Raw genomic sequence first — 18,051 nt, 5'->3', positions numbered from 1 at the left:
ATCGCGGGTCCTTGTGCCGACGCAAACGAAAACGCCCCCGGGACTTGCGTTCCGAGGGCGTCGTCAAGCCTCGGAGATCGGGGTGGCCGATCTCCGCAGGGCGGGTATCAGGCCGTTGTCAGCTGGTCTTCCTTGCCGAACGCGCGCGCCAGCACGTCCATGCGCAGGCATGGCAGCAGTTTGGCGATGGCGACGGAATACGCGTTCAAGGGAAGTTTCCAGTGGTTGTTGAAACGAGGTGCGCACGATAAACCACGATTTAGTCGCGTGCAACCATTTTGTTCAATTATTTTCTTCGCTGTTGTGCAATGCCGGCCAGCAGCCGGCACTACAACTCAGCCTTCCGCGCTGGCGGCATCCAGCTGTGCGACATCCTGCACGCTCAGCGACACGTTGGCTGCGGCCAACAGATCGTGCAGCTGCTCGACGCTGGTGGCGCTGACGATCGGCGCGGTGATCGATGGTCGCGCGATCTGCCACGCCAGTGCGATCTGCGCAGCGCTGGCGTTGTGCTTGCTGGCCACGTCATCCAGTGCCTGCAGGATGCGCAGGCCACGCGGGTTCAGATAGCGCTTCACCACCGTCTCGCCACGTGCCGGGCTCTTGGCCGCATCGGCCGGCGTGCGGTATTTGCCGCTGAGGAAGCCGCTGGCCAGTGCGTAGTAGCCGATCACGCCGATCTGTTCGCGCTGCACCAGCGGTTCCAGTTCGGTCTCGTAGCCGGCGCGGTCGTACAGGTTGTATTCGGGCTGAAGGGTTTCGTAACGCGGCAGCTTATAGTCGGTGGACACCTTCAGCGCATCGGCCAGGCGCGTGGCGCTGTAGTTGGAGGCGCCGATGGCGCGCACCTTGCCGGCTTCGATCAGGCGGCCGAACGCGGCCAGGGTTGCTTCCAGCGGCGTCGACTCATCATCCTCGTGGGCCTGGTAAAGATCGATGACATCGGTCTGCAGGCGGCGCAGCGAATCCTCGACGGCGGCATTGATGTTGTCCGGGGTCAGGCCGGGGCGCTCGGCCCACTTGGCCACCTTGGTCGCCAGCACCACCTGGTCGCGCTTGCCGCTGCGGGCGAACCACTTGCCGATAAGCGTTTCCGATTCGCCGCCGGCATTGCCCGGCACCCACGCCGAATACACATCGGCGGTGTCGACCAGGTTGAAACCGGCGTCGACGAAGGCATCGAGCAGGGCGAAGCTGGCCTTCTCATCGGCGCTCCAGCCGAACACGTTGCCACCGAAGGCGAGCGGACGTACATGCAGGCCGGAACGGCCCAGTTCGCGGGTTGCCGTCATGGGCACGGACTCCTTGGGGGGAAGTGCTCCAGAATAGAACGCGTTGTGTGACCGCGCTGCGGCGGCGACCACAAAACAGTGTTCCGCGACGCGCACGCAGCTAACGTTTTGTGAACACCTGGGACGCTGCGACTGCTAGTCTCGCCGCATCTTCCGCTGGAGTCGCCCTGATGATTGCTGCCTCTTCCCTGCGTGGTTGCCGCCTGCTGCTTGCTTCGGCCCTGCTTGCCGCTGTTCCCGCGTTCGCCGCACCGGCCACGGTGGCGCCGGCGAAGATCCAGGTGTCACCGGCCATCGATGCGGCGGTGAAGGCGTCGACCCGTGATGCCAACAACGTCAAGCGCGATGGCTATCGTCATCCGGCGCAGACGCTGTCGTTCTTCAAGGTGGCGCCGGAAAAGACCGTCATCGAGATCACCCCCGGAAACGGCTGGTACTCGGAAATACTGGCGCCGCTGTTGCGTGACAAGGGCCATTACGTCGCTGCCGTAGTCGACCCGATGGCCGTTGCCGAAGGCCGCGGCCGTGACTACCAGCAGCGCAGCCGCGACAGCCTGGAGAAGAAGTACGCCGGCACCCCGGCGCAGTTCGACAAGACCGCCGTGGTCGCCTACGACCCGGCCAAGCCGGTGTTTGGCCCGGCCGGTTCAGCCGATGTGGTGCTGACCTTCCGCAACGTGCACAACTGGCGCAAGGCCGGCCAGGCGCAGGGCATGTTCCAGGGCTTCTTCAACGTGCTCAAGCCAGGCGGCGTGCTGGGCGTGGTCGAGCATCGCGCCAAGGCCGATGTGGCCGACGACGATGACACCGGCTACGTCGGCCAGCAGCAGGTAATCGCGATGGCCGAGGCCGCCGGCTTCAAGCTGGACGCGCGCAGCGAGGTCAACGCCAACCCGCGCGATACCAAGGACCACCCGAACGGCGTGTGGACGCTGCCGCCGACCAACCAGCATGACAAGGCCGATGATGCGAAGTACCAGGCCATTGGCGAAAGCGACCGCATGACCCTGCGCTTCATCAAGCCGTAAGGGGGGGGCTGGGCCGCAGCCCGGTGAGCACGCAGCGCGGAGTTGGACGGAATGGGTGGCTGCCGGGCAATGCCCGGCGCTGCCGTCAATGGAGTGTCCTGTTGAAGAAAGTGCTGTACTTCGCCTTCGCATTGATGGCGCTGCCGCGGTTGTACGACTTCGTCTTCCATGCTGGTCACGTGCATGACCTCGTGGCGGCGGCAGGTTTTGCGGTGCTGCTGGTTGGTTGCCTGCTGGACGAACGCGCGCGCAGGACCTGCCCACCGGTAGCGCGGCTGCGGTACCGCGCCAACGCTGCCGCCACGTGCGGCGTCGTGCTGGTGCTCGTTGCGCTGTTGATGGAAAGGAAGGTCTTCGGCTGAGCAGCCGGTGATCGCGGCGGCGATGCGGGAATGGGACAATGCCCCACCTGCCGCCCGCCGTGCCCGCAATGCTGATTGCCTTCAACAAGCCCTTCAACGTGCTCTGCCAGTTCACCGACCGCAGCGTGCCGCCGCGGCCGACCCTGGCCGGGTTCGGCCTGCCGCCGCGCGTGTATGCCGCCGGTCGCCTGGACCATGACAGCGAAGGCCTGCTGCTGCTGACCGACAATGGCACGCTGGCGCACAAACTGACCGACCCGAAGCACAAGGCGGACAAGACCTACTGGGTGCAGGTGGAAGGCATGCCCAGCGACGAACAGCTGCAGCAGCTTCGCACGGGCGTGGTGCTCAATGACGGGCCGACCCTGCCGGCGAAGATCGAGCGCCTCGATCCGGCGCCGTCGCTGTGGACGCGTGATCCGCCGGTTCGCTTCCGCAAGACCGTACCCGACAGCTGGCTGGCGATCACGATCCGCGAGGGCCGCAACCGCCAGGTGCGGCGGATGACTGCGGCGGTGAACCTGCCGACGCTGCGGCTGGTACGCGTGTCGATGGGGCCGTACCGGCTGGACGACCTGCAGCCGGGGCAGTGGCGGCAGATCGGTTGATGCAGAAAGGGCCGGATACCTTCCGGTGTCCGGCCCTCATGTAGCTGATGGGTCAGAGCCCTTCCTGCGGAAGGGATCCGACCCCGGTGGACCTGCAGCTTCAAGGGTCAGATCCCTTCCGCAGGAAGGGCTCTGACCCCGGCAGACTCAGGCGTCGCTGCCGATGTCGCTGTGCTCGTCGACCACGGTGTCGTTGCGGCGGTCGCGCGCATTGATGCGCTGGGCCTGGCCGTTCACCACATGGCCCTGCGCGGCCTTCTTCTTCTGCTGCTTGCGGTACAGCGCATAGCCAAGCAGGCCGACGCCAACGGCTGCGGCAGCCACGGCGACTGCCGGGTTGCGGCGCGCGAACCTGGTCGCGGCCTTGCCGCCAGTCTTCACCGCGCCAATGGCGGCACCGGTCTTGATCCAGTCGGCACTGCGCAGGCTGCCACCGGCGCTCTTGAGGCCGTCGCCGGCGGTGTGGGCCAGCTCCAGGGCGCGCTCCAGAGCGCGGTCGGTGATTACGGTCAGCTTGCTCATGCGGGGGGTCCTTTGCCTCGGGTCGAAGTCCAGTGTCGCGCGTTGCCCGTAAACGGTATGTCAGTCGGGGTCGCACGTGGTGTGACTCTACCGCAGCCATTCAGGATCAGGCAGGGTCCACAGCCGGTAGTGTCGGCCGCTGGCCGGCAACCTCGGAGCACCATGTGGAGAGCATTGCCGGCCAGCGGCCGGCACTACCGGTCAGGTGCCGCGCGGCTTGGCCCGGTGCGTGGCCGTCGCCGTCCACGGATCATCCGGCCACGGATGGCGCGGGTAGCGGCCCTTCATTTCCTTCTTCACTTCGGCATAGGTGTTTTCCCAGAAGTTGCGCAGGTCCTGGGTGACCTGCAGCGGGCGGCCACCGGGCGAGAGCAGGTGCAGGGTGAGCGGCACGCGGCCGTCGGCGATGCGCGGGGTGTCAGCCAGGCCGAACAGTTCCTGCAGCTTCACCGCCAGCACCGGAGGCAGCGGTTCGCCGCTCTCGCTGTCCAGCGCATAGGTGATCGGCCGCTCCAGCCCGGACGGCACGGTGATGCGGGTCGGCACATGACGCTCGACCAGCTGACGCTGTGACCACTCCAGAGGCGACTTCAGCGCTTCGCCGAAGCTGGATTCATCCAGCGCATCCAGTCGCGTTTTGCCGGCGAACGCAGGCTGCAGCCATTGCGCGCGCGTGGCCAGCAGGGCGTCGTCGCTGCAATCGGGCAGGCCGAGCTCGGGCATCCAGCGCCGCAGCGATTCCACCCGTGCCTGCCACTGGCGCAGGCCCTCGGTCCACGGCAGCGCCTGCAGGCCAAGTTCGGCGACCGCGTCGGTCAGTGCCTGTGCGGCGTGCTGCGGATCGACCCGGCCGGCCGAGCGGCTGTCCAGCACGATGCGGTCGAAACGGGTCTCGCGCAGTGCCACCAGGGCGCGGCGCTCGCTGTCCCAGCGCACCACGTCTTCTGTGACGAAGCGCTCCGGCCACGCCTTGCGCAGCTGGCCTTCATCCACCGGTGCGGCACGCAGCAGCAGCGCATCGCGTGCCTCAAAGCGAAGCTCGCTGGCCACCAGCCACGGTTCGCCGCGCAGGTCACTCAATTCGTGCAGGCGCGTGCTGCGGCCATTGGCCAGCAGGTAGCGCAGTGGGTCGCTGGGGTGCTGGACACCGATGCGGTCGGGGAAGGCGTGTGCGAGCAGGTCACCGAGTTCATGGGCTTCGATGCTGGCCGGCGGTGCGGTATCGCAGCGCAGGCGACGTCGCCACTGTTTGGCGGCGGCATCAATCGCGGCCAGGCCGCTGCGGTTGGCGTCGCCCGGTGCGCGGCCATTGCGGAACGCCGCCAGCGCACGCCAACGTGCCGCCAGCGCGTCACCGCCCTGGCGCAGCGGGTCGCGCGCCTCCAGCAAGGCGGCCAGGTCAGCGGCCAGGGCTTGCGCACGTGCATCGGGCGCGGCCAGCAGCATCGCCGCCATCCGCGGATGCGTACCCAACGCCAGCACGCGGCGGCCGAGTGCGGTGATCGCGCCGCTGCTGGACAGCGCGCCGAGCCGCTGCAGCAGTTCGCGGGCGGCACCCATCGGGCCGGCCGGTGGCGGATCGAGGAAGCGCAGGTCGCTGCTGCCCCAGGCGGCCAGTTCCAGCGCCAGTCCGGCCAGCTCGACCTGATCGATTTCGGCGCGGCGCTGCGGCTCCAGCCGCTGCGACTGCGGCCACAGCCGCCACGCCACGCCCTCGGCGACACGGCCGGCGCGGCCCGCGCGCTGGTCGGCCGATGCCTGCGCGATGGCCACCACGTCCAGCCGGGTGAAGCCGCTGTTGGGGTCGTAGCGCGGCTCGCGTGCCTGGCCGCTGTCGATCACCACGCGCACGCCGGGCAGCGTCACCGAGGACTCGGCGACGTTGGTGGCCAGCACCACGCGGCGGCGGCCATCACTGGACGCCTGCAATACCCGCGCCTGCTGTTCCACCGGCAACTCGCCGTGCAGGGCCAGCACTTCCACGCCGGCATCCAGCGATTCCTGCAGCCCGGCCTGCACCCGCGCGATCTCGCGCTGGCCGGGCAGGAATACCAGCAGGTCACCCGGGTGCTCGGCCAATGCCTGCTGCACCGCGCGGCGCACCTGCAGTTCCAGCGCTTCATCGCGGCGCGCCGGGAAGTGACTGACCGCCACCGGGTAGCTGCGGCCTTCGCTGCTCAGGCGCGGCGCATCAAGGAAGCGGGCAAGTCGCTCGCCATCCAGCGTGGCCGACATCACCACCAGGCGCAGGTCCTCGCGTAGCTGCGCCTGCACGTCCAGCGCCAGGGCCAGGCCGAGGTCGCCACTGAGGTGGCGCTCGTGGAATTCATCGAACAGGATCGCGCCGACCGTTTCCAGCATCGGGTCGTCCTGCAGCATGCGGGTCAGGATGCCCTCGGTGACGACTTCAATCCGCGTACGCGCGGAGACCTTGTTCTCGAAGCGGATGCGGTAACCGACGGTGCCGCCCACCTCTTCGCCCAGCTGCCGCGCCATGAACAGTGCGGCGCTGCGCGCTGCCACCCGGCGCGGTTCCAGCATGATGATCTTCCGGTCCTGCAGCCACGGCGCACCGAGCAGGGCCAGTGGCACCTGGGTGGTCTTGCCGGCGCCGGGCGGGGCCTCCAGCACCAGCCGCGGCTGCGTGGCCAGGTGCTGCTGGATCTGCGGCAACAGCGGGGAAATCGGGAAGAGCGGGGCGTTCATGTGCAAAGGATAAAGGGCCACGGCAGCCGCAGGTACAATGCGCGGGCACTTTTCCCCCGCGATGACCATGCACCTGATCGATATCGGCGCCAACCTGACCCACGACTCCTTCGACCGTGACCGCGACGCCGTGCTGGACCGCGCACGGCAGGCCGGCGTGGTGCAGATGGTCATTACCGGCGCCAGCCGCGAGCACTCGCCGCTGGCCGTGCAGCTGGCGCAGCAGCATCCTGGTTTCCTGTATGCCACCGCCGGCGTGCACCCGCACCACGCTGTGGAATACACCGAGGAATGCGATGCCGAGATGCGCGCGCTGCATGCGCACCCGGAAGTGGTGGCGGTGGGCGAGTGCGGGCTGGACTACTTCCGTGACTTCTCGCCGCGCCCGGCCCAGCACCGTGCGTTCGAGCGCCAGCTGCAGCTGGCCGCGGACAATGGCAAGCCCCTGTTCCTGCACCAGCGCGACGCGCATGCCGATTTCATGGCACAGATGAAGAACTTCGAAGGTCGCATCGGCCCGGCGGTGGTGCATTGCTTCACCGGTGAGCGTGACGAGCTGTTCGACTACCTGGACCAGGATTGGTACATCGGTATCACCGGCTGGTTGTGCGACGAACGCCGTGGCGCGCACCTGCGCGAACTAGTGAAGAACATCCCGGCCAACAGGTTGATGATCGAGACCGACGCACCGTACCTGCTGCCGCGCACGTTGAAGCCGATGCCGAAGGACCGCCGCAACGAACCGATGTTCCTCTCGCACATCGTCGAGGAACTGGCGCGCGACCGTGGCGAAGAGGTGGTGGTAACCGCAGCCAATGCGACTGCGGCGACGCGTACGTTCTTCCACCTGCCCGACGCGGGTTGATCGGGTAGTGCCGGCCGCTGGCCGGCAGCACATCTTGATTGCCGGCCAGCGGCCGGCACTACCGCATCAGATGCCGCAAGGTTGCGAAGCGGCCAGCGCCCGCAGCCCTTCCCGATACGTCGGGAAGCTCGGCTCCCAGCCCAGTGCCCCGCGCGTACCGGTGCTGTCGATGCGCTTGCTGCTCTCGTAGAAGCGCCGCAGCGTCGGGCTTACTGCCGGGTCATCCCACGCCATTGCAGGCGGCATCGCGAAGCCGCCCAGCTGCGCGGCATATGCGAGCACATCCTGCGGCGGTGCGGGTTCGTCGTCGCTGGGCAGGTACAGGCCATTCAAGGCGGGTCGCCGCATCGCGGCGATGATCACCGCCGCCAGATCCTGCACGTGCAGGCGGTTGAACACCAATCCAGGACGCACCACGTGGCGCGCACGTCCCTGTGCCAGCTGCAGCAGGGCATTGCGCCCCGGTCCATACAGTCCGGGCAGGCGGAATACCGCCGAGGCGATACCGCGCTGCTCCGCCAGCGCACGCCACTGGTCCTCGGCGCGTCTGCGTTGCATGCCGGTCGTTTCAGTAGCATCGGCCACGCTGGTTTCGTTGATCCAGCCGCCGGCCCGATCGGCATAGACCGACGTGGATGACAGATAGCCCACCCAGCGAAGTGGCGGACTTTCCTGCAGTGCCGGCAGCAGCAGACTCAGCGCCGGGTCACCCTCGGCGTCGGGTGGCACGCTGCACAGCACGGCCTCGGCCTGCGCGATCTCATCGAGCAGGGCCGTCGATGGCGTGGCGTCGGCACGTAGCTGATGGCGCAGCAGGCCATCGTGCGGTGCCGACGCCGGGTCGCGCACCGTCCCGACCACGCGTACGCCCAACGCCCGCAGATGCGTGGCCAGCACGCACCCGCTCCAGCCCATGCCGAGGATCAGCACCCGCGCGGGCAGGGCGTTGGCCTGCGTCGTATCGCTCACGCGCCGCGCAGTGCCTGGTAGGCCTGCAGGCTGCTGTAGGCGACCTGCAGCAACAGGCCTTCCTGGTCGGCCTTGCGCGCGCGCGCCAGCATGTCGCCGACGATCTGTTCGGCCTCTACCTGCTGGCCGGCTTCCAGATCACGCAGCATCGAGGCCTTCAACGCCGAACCGGCCTGGGTCAGGGTGCCGCGGGCGGTGTCCTGCGCGGCATCGGGAATCGGCTCACCGGCGGCTTCGGCCACGGCCAGGCACTCGTCGTACAGGCCACGCACGATGGCTTCGCCATCATCGGTGGCGACGATGGTGCCGATATCCGCACGCAGCAGGCAGGTAGCGGCGGCCAGTGCGGTCAGGAAGGTGTACTTGATCCACTGTTCCTGGCCGATATGCTCGCTGGCCAGGTGATCGAGGTTGGCCTGCGCACAGGCGGCGGCGAAGGCACGCACGCGCGTGGAGATCGCACCGCCATCGCGTTCGCCGAAGGTGAGCTTGGCCGGCTTGCCCAAGTGCAGCACGGCGCCGTCGGGGGCCTTGGTGGCACTGATGAAGCACAGGCCGCCGAGCACGGCGTCGCGGCCGAAGCGCAGGTCCAGCGCGTTGTAGTGATGCAGGCCGTTGAGGATCGGCAGCACGGTGGTGTTCGCACCGACTGCCGGCGCGATGGCATCGATCGAGCTGTCCAGGTCGTAGGCCTTGCAGCTGAGGATGACCAGATCGAACGGCTTCTGTGCGGCAAGCGCGGGCAGGGCGTCGGCGGTGACGTGCTGCACCGGGAAGCTGGCGTCGCCGAGCGGACTGCGGATGACCAGGCCGTCGCGGTCCAGCTGGGCGGCGCGTGCGGGGCGCACCAGGAAGGTCACGTCCACGCCAGCCTGAGCCAGGCGACCGCCGAAGTAACCGCCGGTACCGCCGGCGCCGAGGATCAGGATGCGCATTGCACGTTCACCGTTTTCTGGGGAATCAGGAGTGCGATTGTGCCGGAGATTGCGGCCAACGGCGGAGCCCCTCGTGGTGGTTCGCGGAAAGCACTGTTCATTGGGGTAGGCCGGGCGGGTAGGCCGCGCAGGGGACGCTGCAAGTACGTCCCTGTAAGCTCGGTCGCCGCATCCATGCGGCTCACGCCCCTGCGCAACCTACCCGCCCGGCCACGGACATGTTCCGGGCGCGGCCACCACGGAAAACAGATCAAAAGCGAAGGCGGAAGCGGGTCGCTCGCTGCGCTCGCTCGTGTGGAGCGGTGCTCAGGGCAGCTGTTCGCTGAAGTCTTCGGTGTAGCCCAATAGCAGTGTGGTGCGGGTGGCCAGCGTTGCAGCCAGTTGTGCCCACGTGTCGTGCGTTCCGGCAGCGTAGACGCGCTGAAGGTCAGCGACCAACGCGTCCGTTTCTGCAAGTGACGGTGCGCGGTCGCGCTGGAAGCCGAGCCACGACGCACCGAGTCCGAACAGGCGGTAGCCGTATCGCTGCTGAAGGTGCCGGATCAGGGCGTGGTTCTGGAAGAGGTCCCAGTCCGCGCTGAAGTAGCCGTTGGGCAGGGCGGCAATCAGCAGGTCATCGCGGGCCACGGGTACCTGCTGCACGCAGACCACGTCATCGATGATGAGATCCGGCTTCGCATTGGCGGCGACCAGCGCCTCGATGTCTTCGTCGCTGCACATCAACGTACCCGCCAGCGCTGTCCACTGCAGCCGATGCGTGGAATGCTCAAGCTGCGCGACGACGTGCGCCAGCAACCGCCCGCGTGCCGCCAGCGCATCTTCCGGCGTCGCCGGGTCTTCGTCCTCGTACAGCGCGATGCGCTCGTCGTCGGACGCGTGCATGCTGGTGTAGCGGCACTGGCCGACATCGTCGAGCGTGCATAGATAACGATGAAGGGGATCAGCCGCCTGCAGCGAGGCCAGGCAACCCAGCACCTCATCCAGCGTAGGCGAATCGCTCAGCAGGACGTGGCTGAACGCATCGATCGGACCATCCGACACGGCCTTGTCCAACGGAATGGAAGTGATCTTCATCGCCACAGCCTAGCCGTAATCCGAAACGAAAAGAGCCAAGCATCGGCTTGGCTCTACAGGGAACGCTTCATCCACGCATGGCATGGATCTACCGTGTCGACCAAGGTCGACACCTACCAGCAGCAGCGGAGAACGCTGTCCCGACAGATCGCAGAAACCTGTCGAAGGCGGGGTGGGTCCGGTTGCGGGGGCGTGAGCCGCATGGATGCGGCGACCGAGCTTACATGGACGTACTTGCAGCGTCCCCCGCAACCGGATCCACCCCGCCAACCCACGGAATGCCAGCTTTTGACGTTGCCGTAGAAGTTGACGTTGACGTTGATTCGGCGGGTGCAGGGCCGCAGGCCCTGCAGGCAACCCTCAGCTGCGCATGCCCACGCCGCGACGCAGCAGCCACAGCGCCAGCGCCGTCAGCACCACCACGAAGCCGATCATCAGCGCATACGCCACCACCACCGGCACATCGCTGCTGCCCAGCAGGCCATAGCGGAACGCATTGACCATGTAGAAGATCGGATTCGCATGCGTCGCCGCCTCGGCCCAGCCCGGCAGCAGCTTCACCGAATAGAACACGCCACCCAGATAGGTCAGCGGGGTCAGGATGAAGGTCGGCACGATCGCCACGTCATCGAACTTCTTCGCGTACACCGCATTGATGAAGCCGGCCAGCGAGAAGATCGTCGCACCCAGGATCACCGTGGTCAGCGTCACCAGCGGATGCGGAATGCGCACCGGGGTGAAGAACATCGCGATGATCAGCACGATCACGCCCACCATCAGGCCTCGCAGCACCGCACCGGCCACATAGCCCCACAGGATCACCCAGTTCGGCATCGGGCTGACCAGCAGCTCTTCCACGTGGCGGCCGAACTTGGCGCCGAAGAACGAGGAGCTGATGTTGCCGTAGCTGTTCTGGATCACGCTCATCATCACCAGGCCCGGCACGATGAACTGCATGTAGCTGTAGCCGCCCATGTCACCCACGCGCGAGCCGATCAGGCCGCCGAAGATCAGGAAGTACAGGGTCATGGTGATCGCAGGCGGTACCAGGGTCTGGCCCCAGATGCGCATGATGCGGGCGACTTCGCGGCGCACGATGGTCATCAGTGCGACGCGGTTGCGCTGGCCGTCGGTCAGCTCGGTGGTGCTCATGCGGGTTTCTCCAGGTTGCCGGTGAGGCGCACGAACAGCTCCTCCAGGCGGTTGCTCTTGGTACGCATCGAACGCACGCGGATACCGGCCTCGTTGAGCGTGGCGAACACGCGGTTGAGGTCCATCGCGCGCGGCATGTCGATGTCCAGCGTGTGCGGGTCCGGCGCGGTCAGCGTCGCGCCCTCGATCACCGGCAGCTGCGCCGGCAGGTCACCGTCGATGTCCAGCAGGAAGCCTTCCACGTCCAGCTTGGCCAGCAGGGTGCGCATCGGTCCCTGCTCGACGATCTGGCCGTGGTTGATGATCGCCAGGTGGCGGCACAGGTACTCGGCTTCTTCCAGATAGTGCGTGGTGAGGATGATCGTGGTGCCGGCGGCATTGATCTCCTTCAGCACGCGCCACATGTCGCGGCGGATCTCGATGTCCACGCCGGCGGTCGGCTCGTCCAGGATCAGCAGGCGCGGGCGGGTCATCATCGCGCGGGCGATCATCAGCCGGCGCTTCATACCGCCGGACAGCGTGCGGCTCATCACCTGCGCCTTTTCCCACAGGTGGGCGCGCTTGAGTTCCTCTTCGGCACGCTGCTCGGCTTCCTCGCGCGGCACGCCATAGAAACCGGCGTAGTTCACCAGGATGTCGAAGGGCTTTTCGAACAGGTTGAAGTTGATTTCCTGCGGCACCAGCCCGATCAGGCGCATGGTGGCGCTGCGGTTGCGCACCAGGTCGCTGCCGAACACTTCCACCTGGCCCTCGCTGAGGTTGACCAGGGAGCTGATGATGCCGATCAGGGTGGACTTGCCGGCACCGTTGGGGCCGAGCAGGGCGAAGAAGTCGCCCGGGGCCACTTCCAGGGAAACCCCCTTCAGGGCCTGGGTGCCGTTGTCATAGGTCTTGCGCAGGTCGCGCACGCGCAGGGCGGGCGCCGTATCGTTCAGGGAAGCCAAGCTCGAAGCCTTCGCGCCCATGGGCTGGCGCTGGAGAGGGGCGGGGAGGGGCTATTATAGAAGACCCCGAGGGCTTGCCCCGGCTACACACTGTCCCGAAAAGTCGTGCCTGTTCAATTCCCCCTCAAGCTGGTCGGCTGCCGCATGCTGGCCCCGACCGTCGGCCACTACCAGTTCGTGCGTGACGATGGGCAGCCGCTGGATTTCCAGCCCGGCCAGTTCATCCAGGTCCATTTCAGCTACGCCGACGGCACCGAAACCAAGCGCAGCTACTCGCTGGCGACCATCCACGACCACGCGCTGGGCCCGGGCGAGGCGGTGGATATCGCGGTCAGTTTCGTACCCGGCGGCGCCGCCACGGCCCTGTTCGAGGCACTGCAGCAGGGCGGCCAGATCAGCGCGTCCGGCCCCTACGGCCGCTTCTGCCTGAATCCCGGTGACCACAACGCCCGTTACCTGCTGATTGCCACCGGTACCGGCGTCACCCCGTACCGCTCCATGCTACCGCTGCTGGAAAAGGCCATGGCCGAGCGCGGTGTGCAGATCGTGCTGCTGCAGGGCGCGCGCAGCCCGGGTGAGCTGCTGTACAGCGAAGACTTCTACAGCTTCGCCGAAAAGCATCCGAACTTCCGCTATGTGCCGTGCCTGTCGCGCGAACTGCCGGCCGATCCGCACCCGGACGTGCAGCACGGCTACGTCCAGCAGGCGCTGTCCGGCTTCACCCCGGACCCGGCCACTGACATCGCCTATCTGTGCGGCAACCCGGACATGGTCGATGCCTGTGCCGAGCTGCTCAAGGCCGCGGGCCTGGGCAACCCGCAGATCCGCCGCGAGAAGTACGTCAGCAGCAAGTAAGCCAGGGTAGTGCCGGCCGCTGGCCGGCAACCCCATGGCGCCTTGAAATGCTCACCGGAGGCGGCATCACGCCGCCCCCGGTGCCCTGCCTCAGTACGCGATCCAGGCGTCGCGCCAGGCAAAGCCGGTACCCGGGCGGTAGGCATCGGCGTTGATGTTGCACCATGCACCTTCCGGGAACGGGCGGCAGGCATACAGCTTGCCGTCGGTGCCCTTCACCACGGTCTCGCCCGGCTTGTAGCTGCCGAGGCCGGCCGGATACACGAAGTCGAAGTCGCCGCCCGGCGGATCGACCGGATCGATCGGGCCCGGACCGGGTACCTGGGTTTCCAGCTGGAAGCGGTTGCCCGGCTTCAGGTACACGCGGTTGTCGGTGGCCGAGGCGACCGGCGTGATCACGCCGTTCTTCATCACACCCACGCGCGCGTGCTGTGCGCTGGCGTTGACCTTGCGGGCCAGGGCCAGCGGCCACTGCGTCGGGCTGGTCTGGCCAGCGGCCAGCTTGGTTTCCACGCGCTCCAGGTCGTTGCCGTTGGCATTGAACACACGCAGGGTCACGGTGCTGTCCACGTCCAGTGCGCCATTGGCGGTCACCGCGCCGGCATCCTGCCACTGCGGCGGCGGAACCACGCCACCGCCACCTTCGAAGCGCACGTCCATGCAGGTGTAGAACGCTTCCTGCGAATCCGAGCGCTGCCAGGTGTTGTAGATGATGTGCTGGCCACTGCGCTTGGGCAGCGGGCAGTCCAGCTTGTAGACACCGCCTTCGGACAGCGGCACGTTGCCCAGGGTGCAGAATTCCTGCAGGTCGGCCCAGCGCAGCGGGCTGCCCGGCTGCCAGCCGTCACGGGTCACGTAGAACTTCCACTCTCGGGTGGCGTGCGGCGCCGGCGCCAGGAACTCGAAGGTGTAGCGGCCACGCGAATCGGCGCGCACCGGCGTGGTCGGCCAGTCGCTGCGGTTCAGATCGAGGCCGCGGTACTTGGGGATGCTGGCGCTGCACAGCTCGCCATCGCGCACCAGGTCGCGGTGGTTGCCATTGGCGTTGCCATGCGCGATCGCGCTCCAGTCATAGAACGGCTGCGCGCCGCCGATGGCCTTGGCCGCGGCACAGGCCGGGTTGGTCGGGTTTTCCGGATTGCCCTCGTGGCACTGCTTCACGCGGCTGAGCGGCTTGGACATGGTGCCGTGGGCGAGGGCGCTGCCGGACAGGGCCAGGCCGGCGACGACGGACAGTGCGAGGACCGCCCGATGGGACAGATGCATGCAGGAATTCCTTTGCGAAGTGTGTGAAACCTCGCGCAGTCTTCACATGCAGGCGGGCCGGCAACATCGGACAAGTTTGAAATCGATGACTGCTGCGTTCGATCTGCAACACGATGCTCACTGTGCAGCCTTCCGGGCGGAAGGCGGTGCACTGTGCACCGCCTCCCGCATCACTGCCTCAGTACGCGATCCACGCATCACGCCAGGCCGCGCCTGCACCCGGCCGATAGGCTTCGGCGTTGACGTTGCACCATGCACCTTCCGGGAACGGGCGGCAGGCATACAGCTTGCCATCGCTGCCCTTCACCACGGTCTGGCCAGGCACGTAGCTGCCGATACCGGCGGGGTATACGTGGTCGAAATCGCCGCCCGGTGACGGCGTCCCCGGGTCCGGCACCTTGGTGTCGAGCTGGAAGCGGTTGCCGTTCTTCAGGTACACGCGGTTGTCGGTGGCCGAGGCGGAGGGCGTGATCACGCCGTTGTTGAGCACGCCCACGCGCGCATGCTGGGCACTGGCATTGACCTTGCGGGCCAGCGCCAACGGCCATTGCGCGGCCGCGGTCTGGCCGTTGGCCAGGATCGCTTCCACGCGTTCGACATCATTGCCGTTGGCATTGAACACGCGCAGCGCCAGGGTCGTGCCAACCGGCAGCTCGCCGCGCGCGGTGACCGGGCCGGCGTCCTGCCACTGCGCTGCCGGCGGGGTGCTGCCGCCGCTTCCTTCAAAGCGCACGTCCATGCAGGTGTAGAACGCTTCGGTCGAATCCGAGCGCTGCCAGGTGTTGTAGATCACATGCTGGCCGCTGCGCTGCGGCAGCGTGCACTGCAGCTTGTAGGTGCCATCGGCCGACAGCGGCGTGTTGCCCAGCGTGCAGAACTCCTGCAGGTCGGCCCAACGCAATGGGCTGCCCGGTTGCCAGCCGTCGCGGGTGACGAAGAAGCGCCAGTCGCGCGTGGCATGTGGTGCGGTTGCCTTGAATACGAAGGTGAACTTGCCGTTGGCGTCTGCCTGGATCGGAGTGGTCTGCCAGTCGCTGCGGTTCACATCCAGCCCGCGGAAGGTCGGGTTGTTGCCGCTGCACAGCTTGCCGTCGGGCACTACGGCCTGGTGGTTGCCGTTGGCGTTGGCCTGATTGATGCCGTTCCAGTCGTAGAACGCCTGCGAACCACCGACGGCCTTGGCGGCGGCGCACGCGGGGTTGGTCGGATTCTCCGGGTTGCCCTGGAAACAGGCATAGACGCGGCTGATCGGCGTGGTCATGGTGCCGTGGGCCAACGCGCTGCCTGCCAGGCAGAGGCCCGCAGCGGCGAACGAGGTGGCCAGCAACAGCGGTGTGGATCGGAATGACATGGCGCTTCCTTGTGGTCGTCGAAAGAGAACGGTGACCGCAGGAGCTGCGCTGCACGGCGGACTTTCGGCGGCACCACGGCGAGTATCGAGTCGCGATGCAGGCTGAGGAACCACGGAAGCGCCGATCCGTGACTGTGGGTGTGAAGCCCTTCCCGCCAGCTTCACGTGGGGCTGAACGTATGCGTTGGCGGTCACGCGACAGGCGTGGCATCGATCACGTCGTGGATATCCTGCTACGTCAGCGCCATACCCGCTCGATCTGCCTGGCACGAGAAGCAGCCGTGGGCAGCGTTGTGCAGCTGCACGAAGGCCACGGCAGGGTCGGCAAACAGCGCGTCCAGCCGGGCGGCAACATCACTGCCCGCGCTGATTTCTGCGGCCAGCATCAATGCAGCCTGGTCATAGGCGCGCAACGAGATCGTACGGCGCTGTACATAGGCGGGTACCTCACCCGGCGGCAGCACGCAGCGCGTTACGCCACGCTGCACGAAGATCGGGCCCGAGGCGTGATAGGGCGAGTGCAGCGGCAGGTGCACATGGGACAACAGCAGCAGTTCGCTGCCACTGGGCGGATCGCTCAGGCCGATCCGGCAGGGGTGTCCTCCTGTTTCGCCGGCCCAGCGACGCTGGATCCCCAGCGCAGCCAGCGCGGCGTCACTCTTCTCGAACAGGTGCTGGAAGGGGCGGTGGTCGAGGCCACCGAGGTACCACGTGTGCATGAGTGTCTCCTTTGGTTTCCCGCGGAGTCTGCGTGGGCATCGGCGGCGATGCTCGCCGTTTTCCGACCTCGCATCACGTCGGGCCGGACAGCGCCATGGCGACTGCACCACAAGGCGCTAAGATGCGCGCGCCGCCCCGGCCGACGAGCGCCGCATGTCCCTGGATTTCCCCACCATCACCGTGCTTGGCTTCCTGCTCTGCATCGGCATCGCCGTGGGGTTCTCGCTGCTGCTGGTCGTGCTGCGCGGGCAACCGGTGCTGCGCCAGTGGACCATCAGCCTGTGGCTGCTGACCCTGGGCGTGACCCTGCTGGCGCTGCGCCCCTACCTGCCGCTGGCCCCGGCCGTGCTGGCCGGCAATGCGGCGATGGCCGGCTGTGGCCTGATGATGCTGCGCGGCGTGGCACTGCACCTGGAGCAGCCGTTGCCGTTGTGGCGGCCGCTGCTGATCGCGGCCGCGTTCATGGCAGGCATCTTCGCCTTCCTGGTGCTCTGGCCGAACCTGCACCTGCGCCTGCAGGTGTTCAGTGTGTTCGCGCTGATCGTCGATGGCTGGATCGCATGGCTGCTGCTGCGACATGCACCGGCGCAGCAGCGCACCAGCTGCCGGCTCGCGGCGGCGGTGTTCCTGGCTGAGGCTGCGCTGTACGCCGTGCGCCTGTTCCTGCCGGTGGCACCCGATGCGGGCGAGGACATCATGCGTACCGGCTCGCCGATGTTCGTCACCTACATTGCCGGGGTGATGCTGGAACTGGCGCGCTGCTTCGCGATGGTGCTGCTGCTGGTCGAGCGCATGCTGGTCGATCTGCGGCGTGCGGCACGCACCGATGGCCTGACCGGGCTGCTCAACCGCAGCGCGGTGCTGGCCGATGGCCAGGTGCAGTTGCAGCGGTCGCGCCGGCAGGGCCGTCCGCTGGCCCTGCTGCTGGTCGACGTCGACCACTTCAAGCAGGTCAATGACCGCTGCGGCCACCTGGCCGGAGACCAGGTACTGCGCCACTTCGCTGACCTGCTGCAGCACTGCGTGCAGGGCCACGATCACCTGCTGGGCCGCTATGGAGGCGAAGAGTTCGTGCTGGTACTGCAGGGACGCACGCAACGCGCTGCGATGGAGCGGGCAGTGGCAATCCGCACCCGCCTGCAGCAGTACCCTGCATTGCTGGCCAGTGGGCCGGTGAGCGTCACCGCCAGCATCGGCCTGGCCATGGACGAGGGCCAGGGTGACCTGTCGACGTTGCTGGCAGCGGCTGATGCCGCGTTGTACCGGGCCAAGGCCGCGGGCCGCGATCGCCTGGTCTGCGCCACGCCGGCGGAGATTTCGCGTCTGCCCATCGCCGACGACGCCGTGCCCGTGTAAGTTGAGTCACATCTTCCGCGGCAGCCCGTCGTGGTTGCCAGGAACG

Annotated in this window: 17 protein-coding genes; 6 read left to right on the top strand and 11 right to left on the bottom strand. The window is 67.3% G+C overall.

Annotated features, from left to right (window positions below; translation table 11 throughout):
* Positions 1 to 335: 335 nt before the first annotated feature.
* A complete protein-coding gene (locus AC3ITW_RS21455) occupies positions 336 to 1,292 on the bottom strand; it encodes an aldo/keto reductase (RefSeq protein WP_006401335.1) in 957 nt (318 codons plus the stop codon).
* A 170-nt stretch (positions 1,293 to 1,462) separates the two neighbouring features.
* Here AC3ITW_RS21455 and AC3ITW_RS21450 point away from each other — a divergent pair, with 170 nt between their 5' ends.
* From AC3ITW_RS21450 to AC3ITW_RS21440, 3 genes are all read left to right on the top strand, one after another.
* Positions 1,463 to 2,320, top strand: a complete 858-nt coding sequence (locus tag AC3ITW_RS21450; protein WP_489389922.1) for a class I SAM-dependent methyltransferase — start codon at positions 1,463 to 1,465, stop codon at positions 2,318 to 2,320.
* A 110-nt stretch (positions 2,321 to 2,430) separates the two neighbouring features.
* Positions 2,431 to 2,682, top strand: coding sequence for a hypothetical protein (locus tag AC3ITW_RS21445; RefSeq protein ID WP_229298234.1), 252 nt, complete (start codon positions 2,431 to 2,433; stop codon positions 2,680 to 2,682).
* Between the two features lie 68 nt (positions 2,683 to 2,750).
* Entirely contained in the window at positions 2,751 to 3,290 is a 540-nt protein-coding gene (locus tag AC3ITW_RS21440) for a pseudouridine synthase (protein ID WP_041864699.1), read from the top strand.
* A gap of 147 nt (positions 3,291 to 3,437) precedes the next feature.
* Here AC3ITW_RS21440 and AC3ITW_RS21435 read toward each other — a convergent pair whose 3' ends face one another.
* Positions 3,438 to 3,812, bottom strand: a complete 375-nt coding sequence (locus tag AC3ITW_RS21435; protein WP_006401326.1) for a hypothetical protein — start codon at positions 3,810 to 3,812, stop codon at positions 3,438 to 3,440.
* 201 nt (positions 3,813 to 4,013) lie between these two features.
* Positions 4,014 to 6,518 (bottom strand): ATP-dependent helicase HrpB, encoded by a 2,505-nt coding sequence (gene hrpB / locus AC3ITW_RS21430; RefSeq protein WP_489389921.1) that lies wholly within the window; start codon positions 6,516 to 6,518, stop codon positions 4,014 to 4,016.
* Between the two features lie 67 nt (positions 6,519 to 6,585).
* Here hrpB and AC3ITW_RS21425 point away from each other — a divergent pair, with 67 nt between their 5' ends.
* A complete protein-coding gene (locus AC3ITW_RS21425) occupies positions 6,586 to 7,383 on the top strand; it encodes a TatD family hydrolase (RefSeq protein WP_100435481.1) in 798 nt (265 codons plus the stop codon).
* Positions 7,384 to 7,449: 66 nt separating this feature from the next.
* Here AC3ITW_RS21425 and AC3ITW_RS21420 read toward each other — a convergent pair whose 3' ends face one another.
* The 5 genes from AC3ITW_RS21420 to AC3ITW_RS21400 all read right to left on the bottom strand — a co-directional run bounded on the left by AC3ITW_RS21420 (position 7,450) and on the right by AC3ITW_RS21400 (position 12,478).
* On the bottom strand, positions 7,450 to 8,298 hold the full coding sequence (locus tag AC3ITW_RS21420) for an NAD-dependent epimerase/dehydratase family protein (RefSeq protein ID WP_202908201.1): 849 nt from the start codon (positions 8,296 to 8,298) through the stop codon (positions 7,450 to 7,452).
* Positions 8,299 to 8,348: 50 nt separating this feature from the next.
* Positions 8,349 to 9,287 (bottom strand): 2-dehydropantoate 2-reductase, encoded by a 939-nt coding sequence (gene panE, locus AC3ITW_RS21415; RefSeq protein ID WP_100435437.1) that lies wholly within the window; start codon positions 9,285 to 9,287, stop codon positions 8,349 to 8,351.
* Positions 9,288 to 9,593: 306 nt separating this feature from the next.
* Positions 9,594 to 10,361, bottom strand: a complete 768-nt coding sequence (locus AC3ITW_RS21410) for a hypothetical protein (protein ID WP_100435436.1) — start codon at positions 10,359 to 10,361, stop codon at positions 9,594 to 9,596.
* 360 nt (positions 10,362 to 10,721) lie between these two features.
* A complete protein-coding gene (locus AC3ITW_RS21405; RefSeq protein ID WP_006401065.1) occupies positions 10,722 to 11,513 on the bottom strand; it encodes an ABC transporter permease in 792 nt (263 codons plus the stop codon).
* Complete coding sequence (locus AC3ITW_RS21400; protein ID WP_006401063.1) at positions 11,510 to 12,478, bottom strand: ABC transporter ATP-binding protein; 969 nt, start codon at positions 12,476 to 12,478, stop codon at positions 11,510 to 11,512. Before AC3ITW_RS21400 ends, AC3ITW_RS21405 begins: the two co-directional genes overlap by 4 nt.
* A gap of 84 nt (positions 12,479 to 12,562) precedes the next feature.
* Between AC3ITW_RS21400 and AC3ITW_RS21395 the strand changes: the two genes are divergently transcribed.
* On the top strand, positions 12,563 to 13,312 hold the full coding sequence (locus AC3ITW_RS21395) for a ferredoxin--NADP reductase (protein WP_006401061.1): 750 nt from the start codon (positions 12,563 to 12,565) through the stop codon (positions 13,310 to 13,312).
* Between the two features lie 90 nt (positions 13,313 to 13,402).
* Here the strand turns inward: AC3ITW_RS21395 and AC3ITW_RS21390 are convergent, their stop codons facing one another.
* The 3 genes from AC3ITW_RS21390 to AC3ITW_RS21380 form a co-directional block, all read right to left on the bottom strand.
* On the bottom strand, positions 13,403 to 14,578 hold the full coding sequence (locus AC3ITW_RS21390; RefSeq protein WP_006401059.1) for a lytic polysaccharide monooxygenase: 1,176 nt from the start codon (positions 14,576 to 14,578) through the stop codon (positions 13,403 to 13,405).
* A 178-nt stretch (positions 14,579 to 14,756) separates the two neighbouring features.
* On the bottom strand, positions 14,757 to 15,929 hold the full coding sequence (locus tag AC3ITW_RS21385; RefSeq protein ID WP_100435435.1) for a lytic polysaccharide monooxygenase: 1,173 nt from the start codon (positions 15,927 to 15,929) through the stop codon (positions 14,757 to 14,759).
* Positions 15,930 to 16,162: 233 nt separating this feature from the next.
* A complete protein-coding gene (locus AC3ITW_RS21380) occupies positions 16,163 to 16,648 on the bottom strand; it encodes a DUF1203 domain-containing protein (protein ID WP_100435434.1) in 486 nt (161 codons plus the stop codon).
* 154 nt (positions 16,649 to 16,802) lie between these two features.
* Between AC3ITW_RS21380 and AC3ITW_RS21375 the strand changes: the two genes are divergently transcribed.
* The gene (locus AC3ITW_RS21375; RefSeq protein ID WP_153676172.1) at positions 16,803 to 18,005 is read left to right on the top strand and encodes a GGDEF domain-containing protein; all 1,203 of its coding nucleotides are present in this window, start codon (positions 16,803 to 16,805) and stop codon (positions 18,003 to 18,005) included.
* Positions 18,006 to 18,051 lie beyond the last annotated feature (46 nt).

Source organism: Stenotrophomonas sp. KH_052, assembly GCF_057838755.1.
This window is presented reverse-complemented; position numbering and strand designations above follow the sequence as displayed.

Coding starts and splice junctions, on each gene's coding strand:
- AC3ITW_RS21390 (WP_006401059.1), bottom strand. CDS start 14,578: ATGCATCTGTCCCATCGGGCGGTCCTCGCACTGTCCGTCGTCGCCGGC.
- panE (WP_100435437.1), bottom strand. CDS start 9,287: ATGCGCATCCTGATCCTCGGCGCCGGCGGTACCGGCGGTTACTTCGGC.
- AC3ITW_RS21420 (WP_202908201.1), bottom strand. CDS start 8,298: ATGGGCTGGAGCGGGTGCGTGCTGGCCACGCATCTGCGGGCGTTGGGC.
- AC3ITW_RS21455 (WP_006401335.1), bottom strand. CDS start 1,292: ATGACGGCAACCCGCGAACTGGGCCGTTCCGGCCTGCATGTACGTCCG.
- AC3ITW_RS21450 (WP_489389922.1), top strand. CDS start 1,463: ATGATTGCTGCCTCTTCCCTGCGTGGTTGCCGCCTGCTGCTTGCTTCG.
- AC3ITW_RS21425 (WP_100435481.1), top strand. CDS start 6,586: ATGCACCTGATCGATATCGGCGCCAACCTGACCCACGACTCCTTCGAC.
- AC3ITW_RS21440 (WP_041864699.1), top strand. CDS start 2,751: ATGCTGATTGCCTTCAACAAGCCCTTCAACGTGCTCTGCCAGTTCACC.
- hrpB (WP_489389921.1), bottom strand. CDS start 6,518: ATGAACGCCCCGCTCTTCCCGATTTCCCCGCTGTTGCCGCAGATCCAG.
- AC3ITW_RS21405 (WP_006401065.1), bottom strand. CDS start 11,513: ATGAGCACCACCGAGCTGACCGACGGCCAGCGCAACCGCGTCGCACTG.
- AC3ITW_RS21375 (WP_153676172.1), top strand. CDS start 16,803: ATGTCCCTGGATTTCCCCACCATCACCGTGCTTGGCTTCCTGCTCTGC.
- AC3ITW_RS21380 (WP_100435434.1), bottom strand. CDS start 16,648: ATGCACACGTGGTACCTCGGTGGCCTCGACCACCGCCCCTTCCAGCAC.
- AC3ITW_RS21385 (WP_100435435.1), bottom strand. CDS start 15,929: ATGTCATTCCGATCCACACCGCTGTTGCTGGCCACCTCGTTCGCCGCT.
- AC3ITW_RS21410 (WP_100435436.1), bottom strand. CDS start 10,361: ATGAAGATCACTTCCATTCCGTTGGACAAGGCCGTGTCGGATGGTCCG.
- AC3ITW_RS21435 (WP_006401326.1), bottom strand. CDS start 3,812: ATGAGCAAGCTGACCGTAATCACCGACCGCGCTCTGGAGCGCGCCCTG.
- AC3ITW_RS21400 (WP_006401063.1), bottom strand. CDS start 12,478: ATGGGCGCGAAGGCTTCGAGCTTGGCTTCCCTGAACGATACGGCGCCC.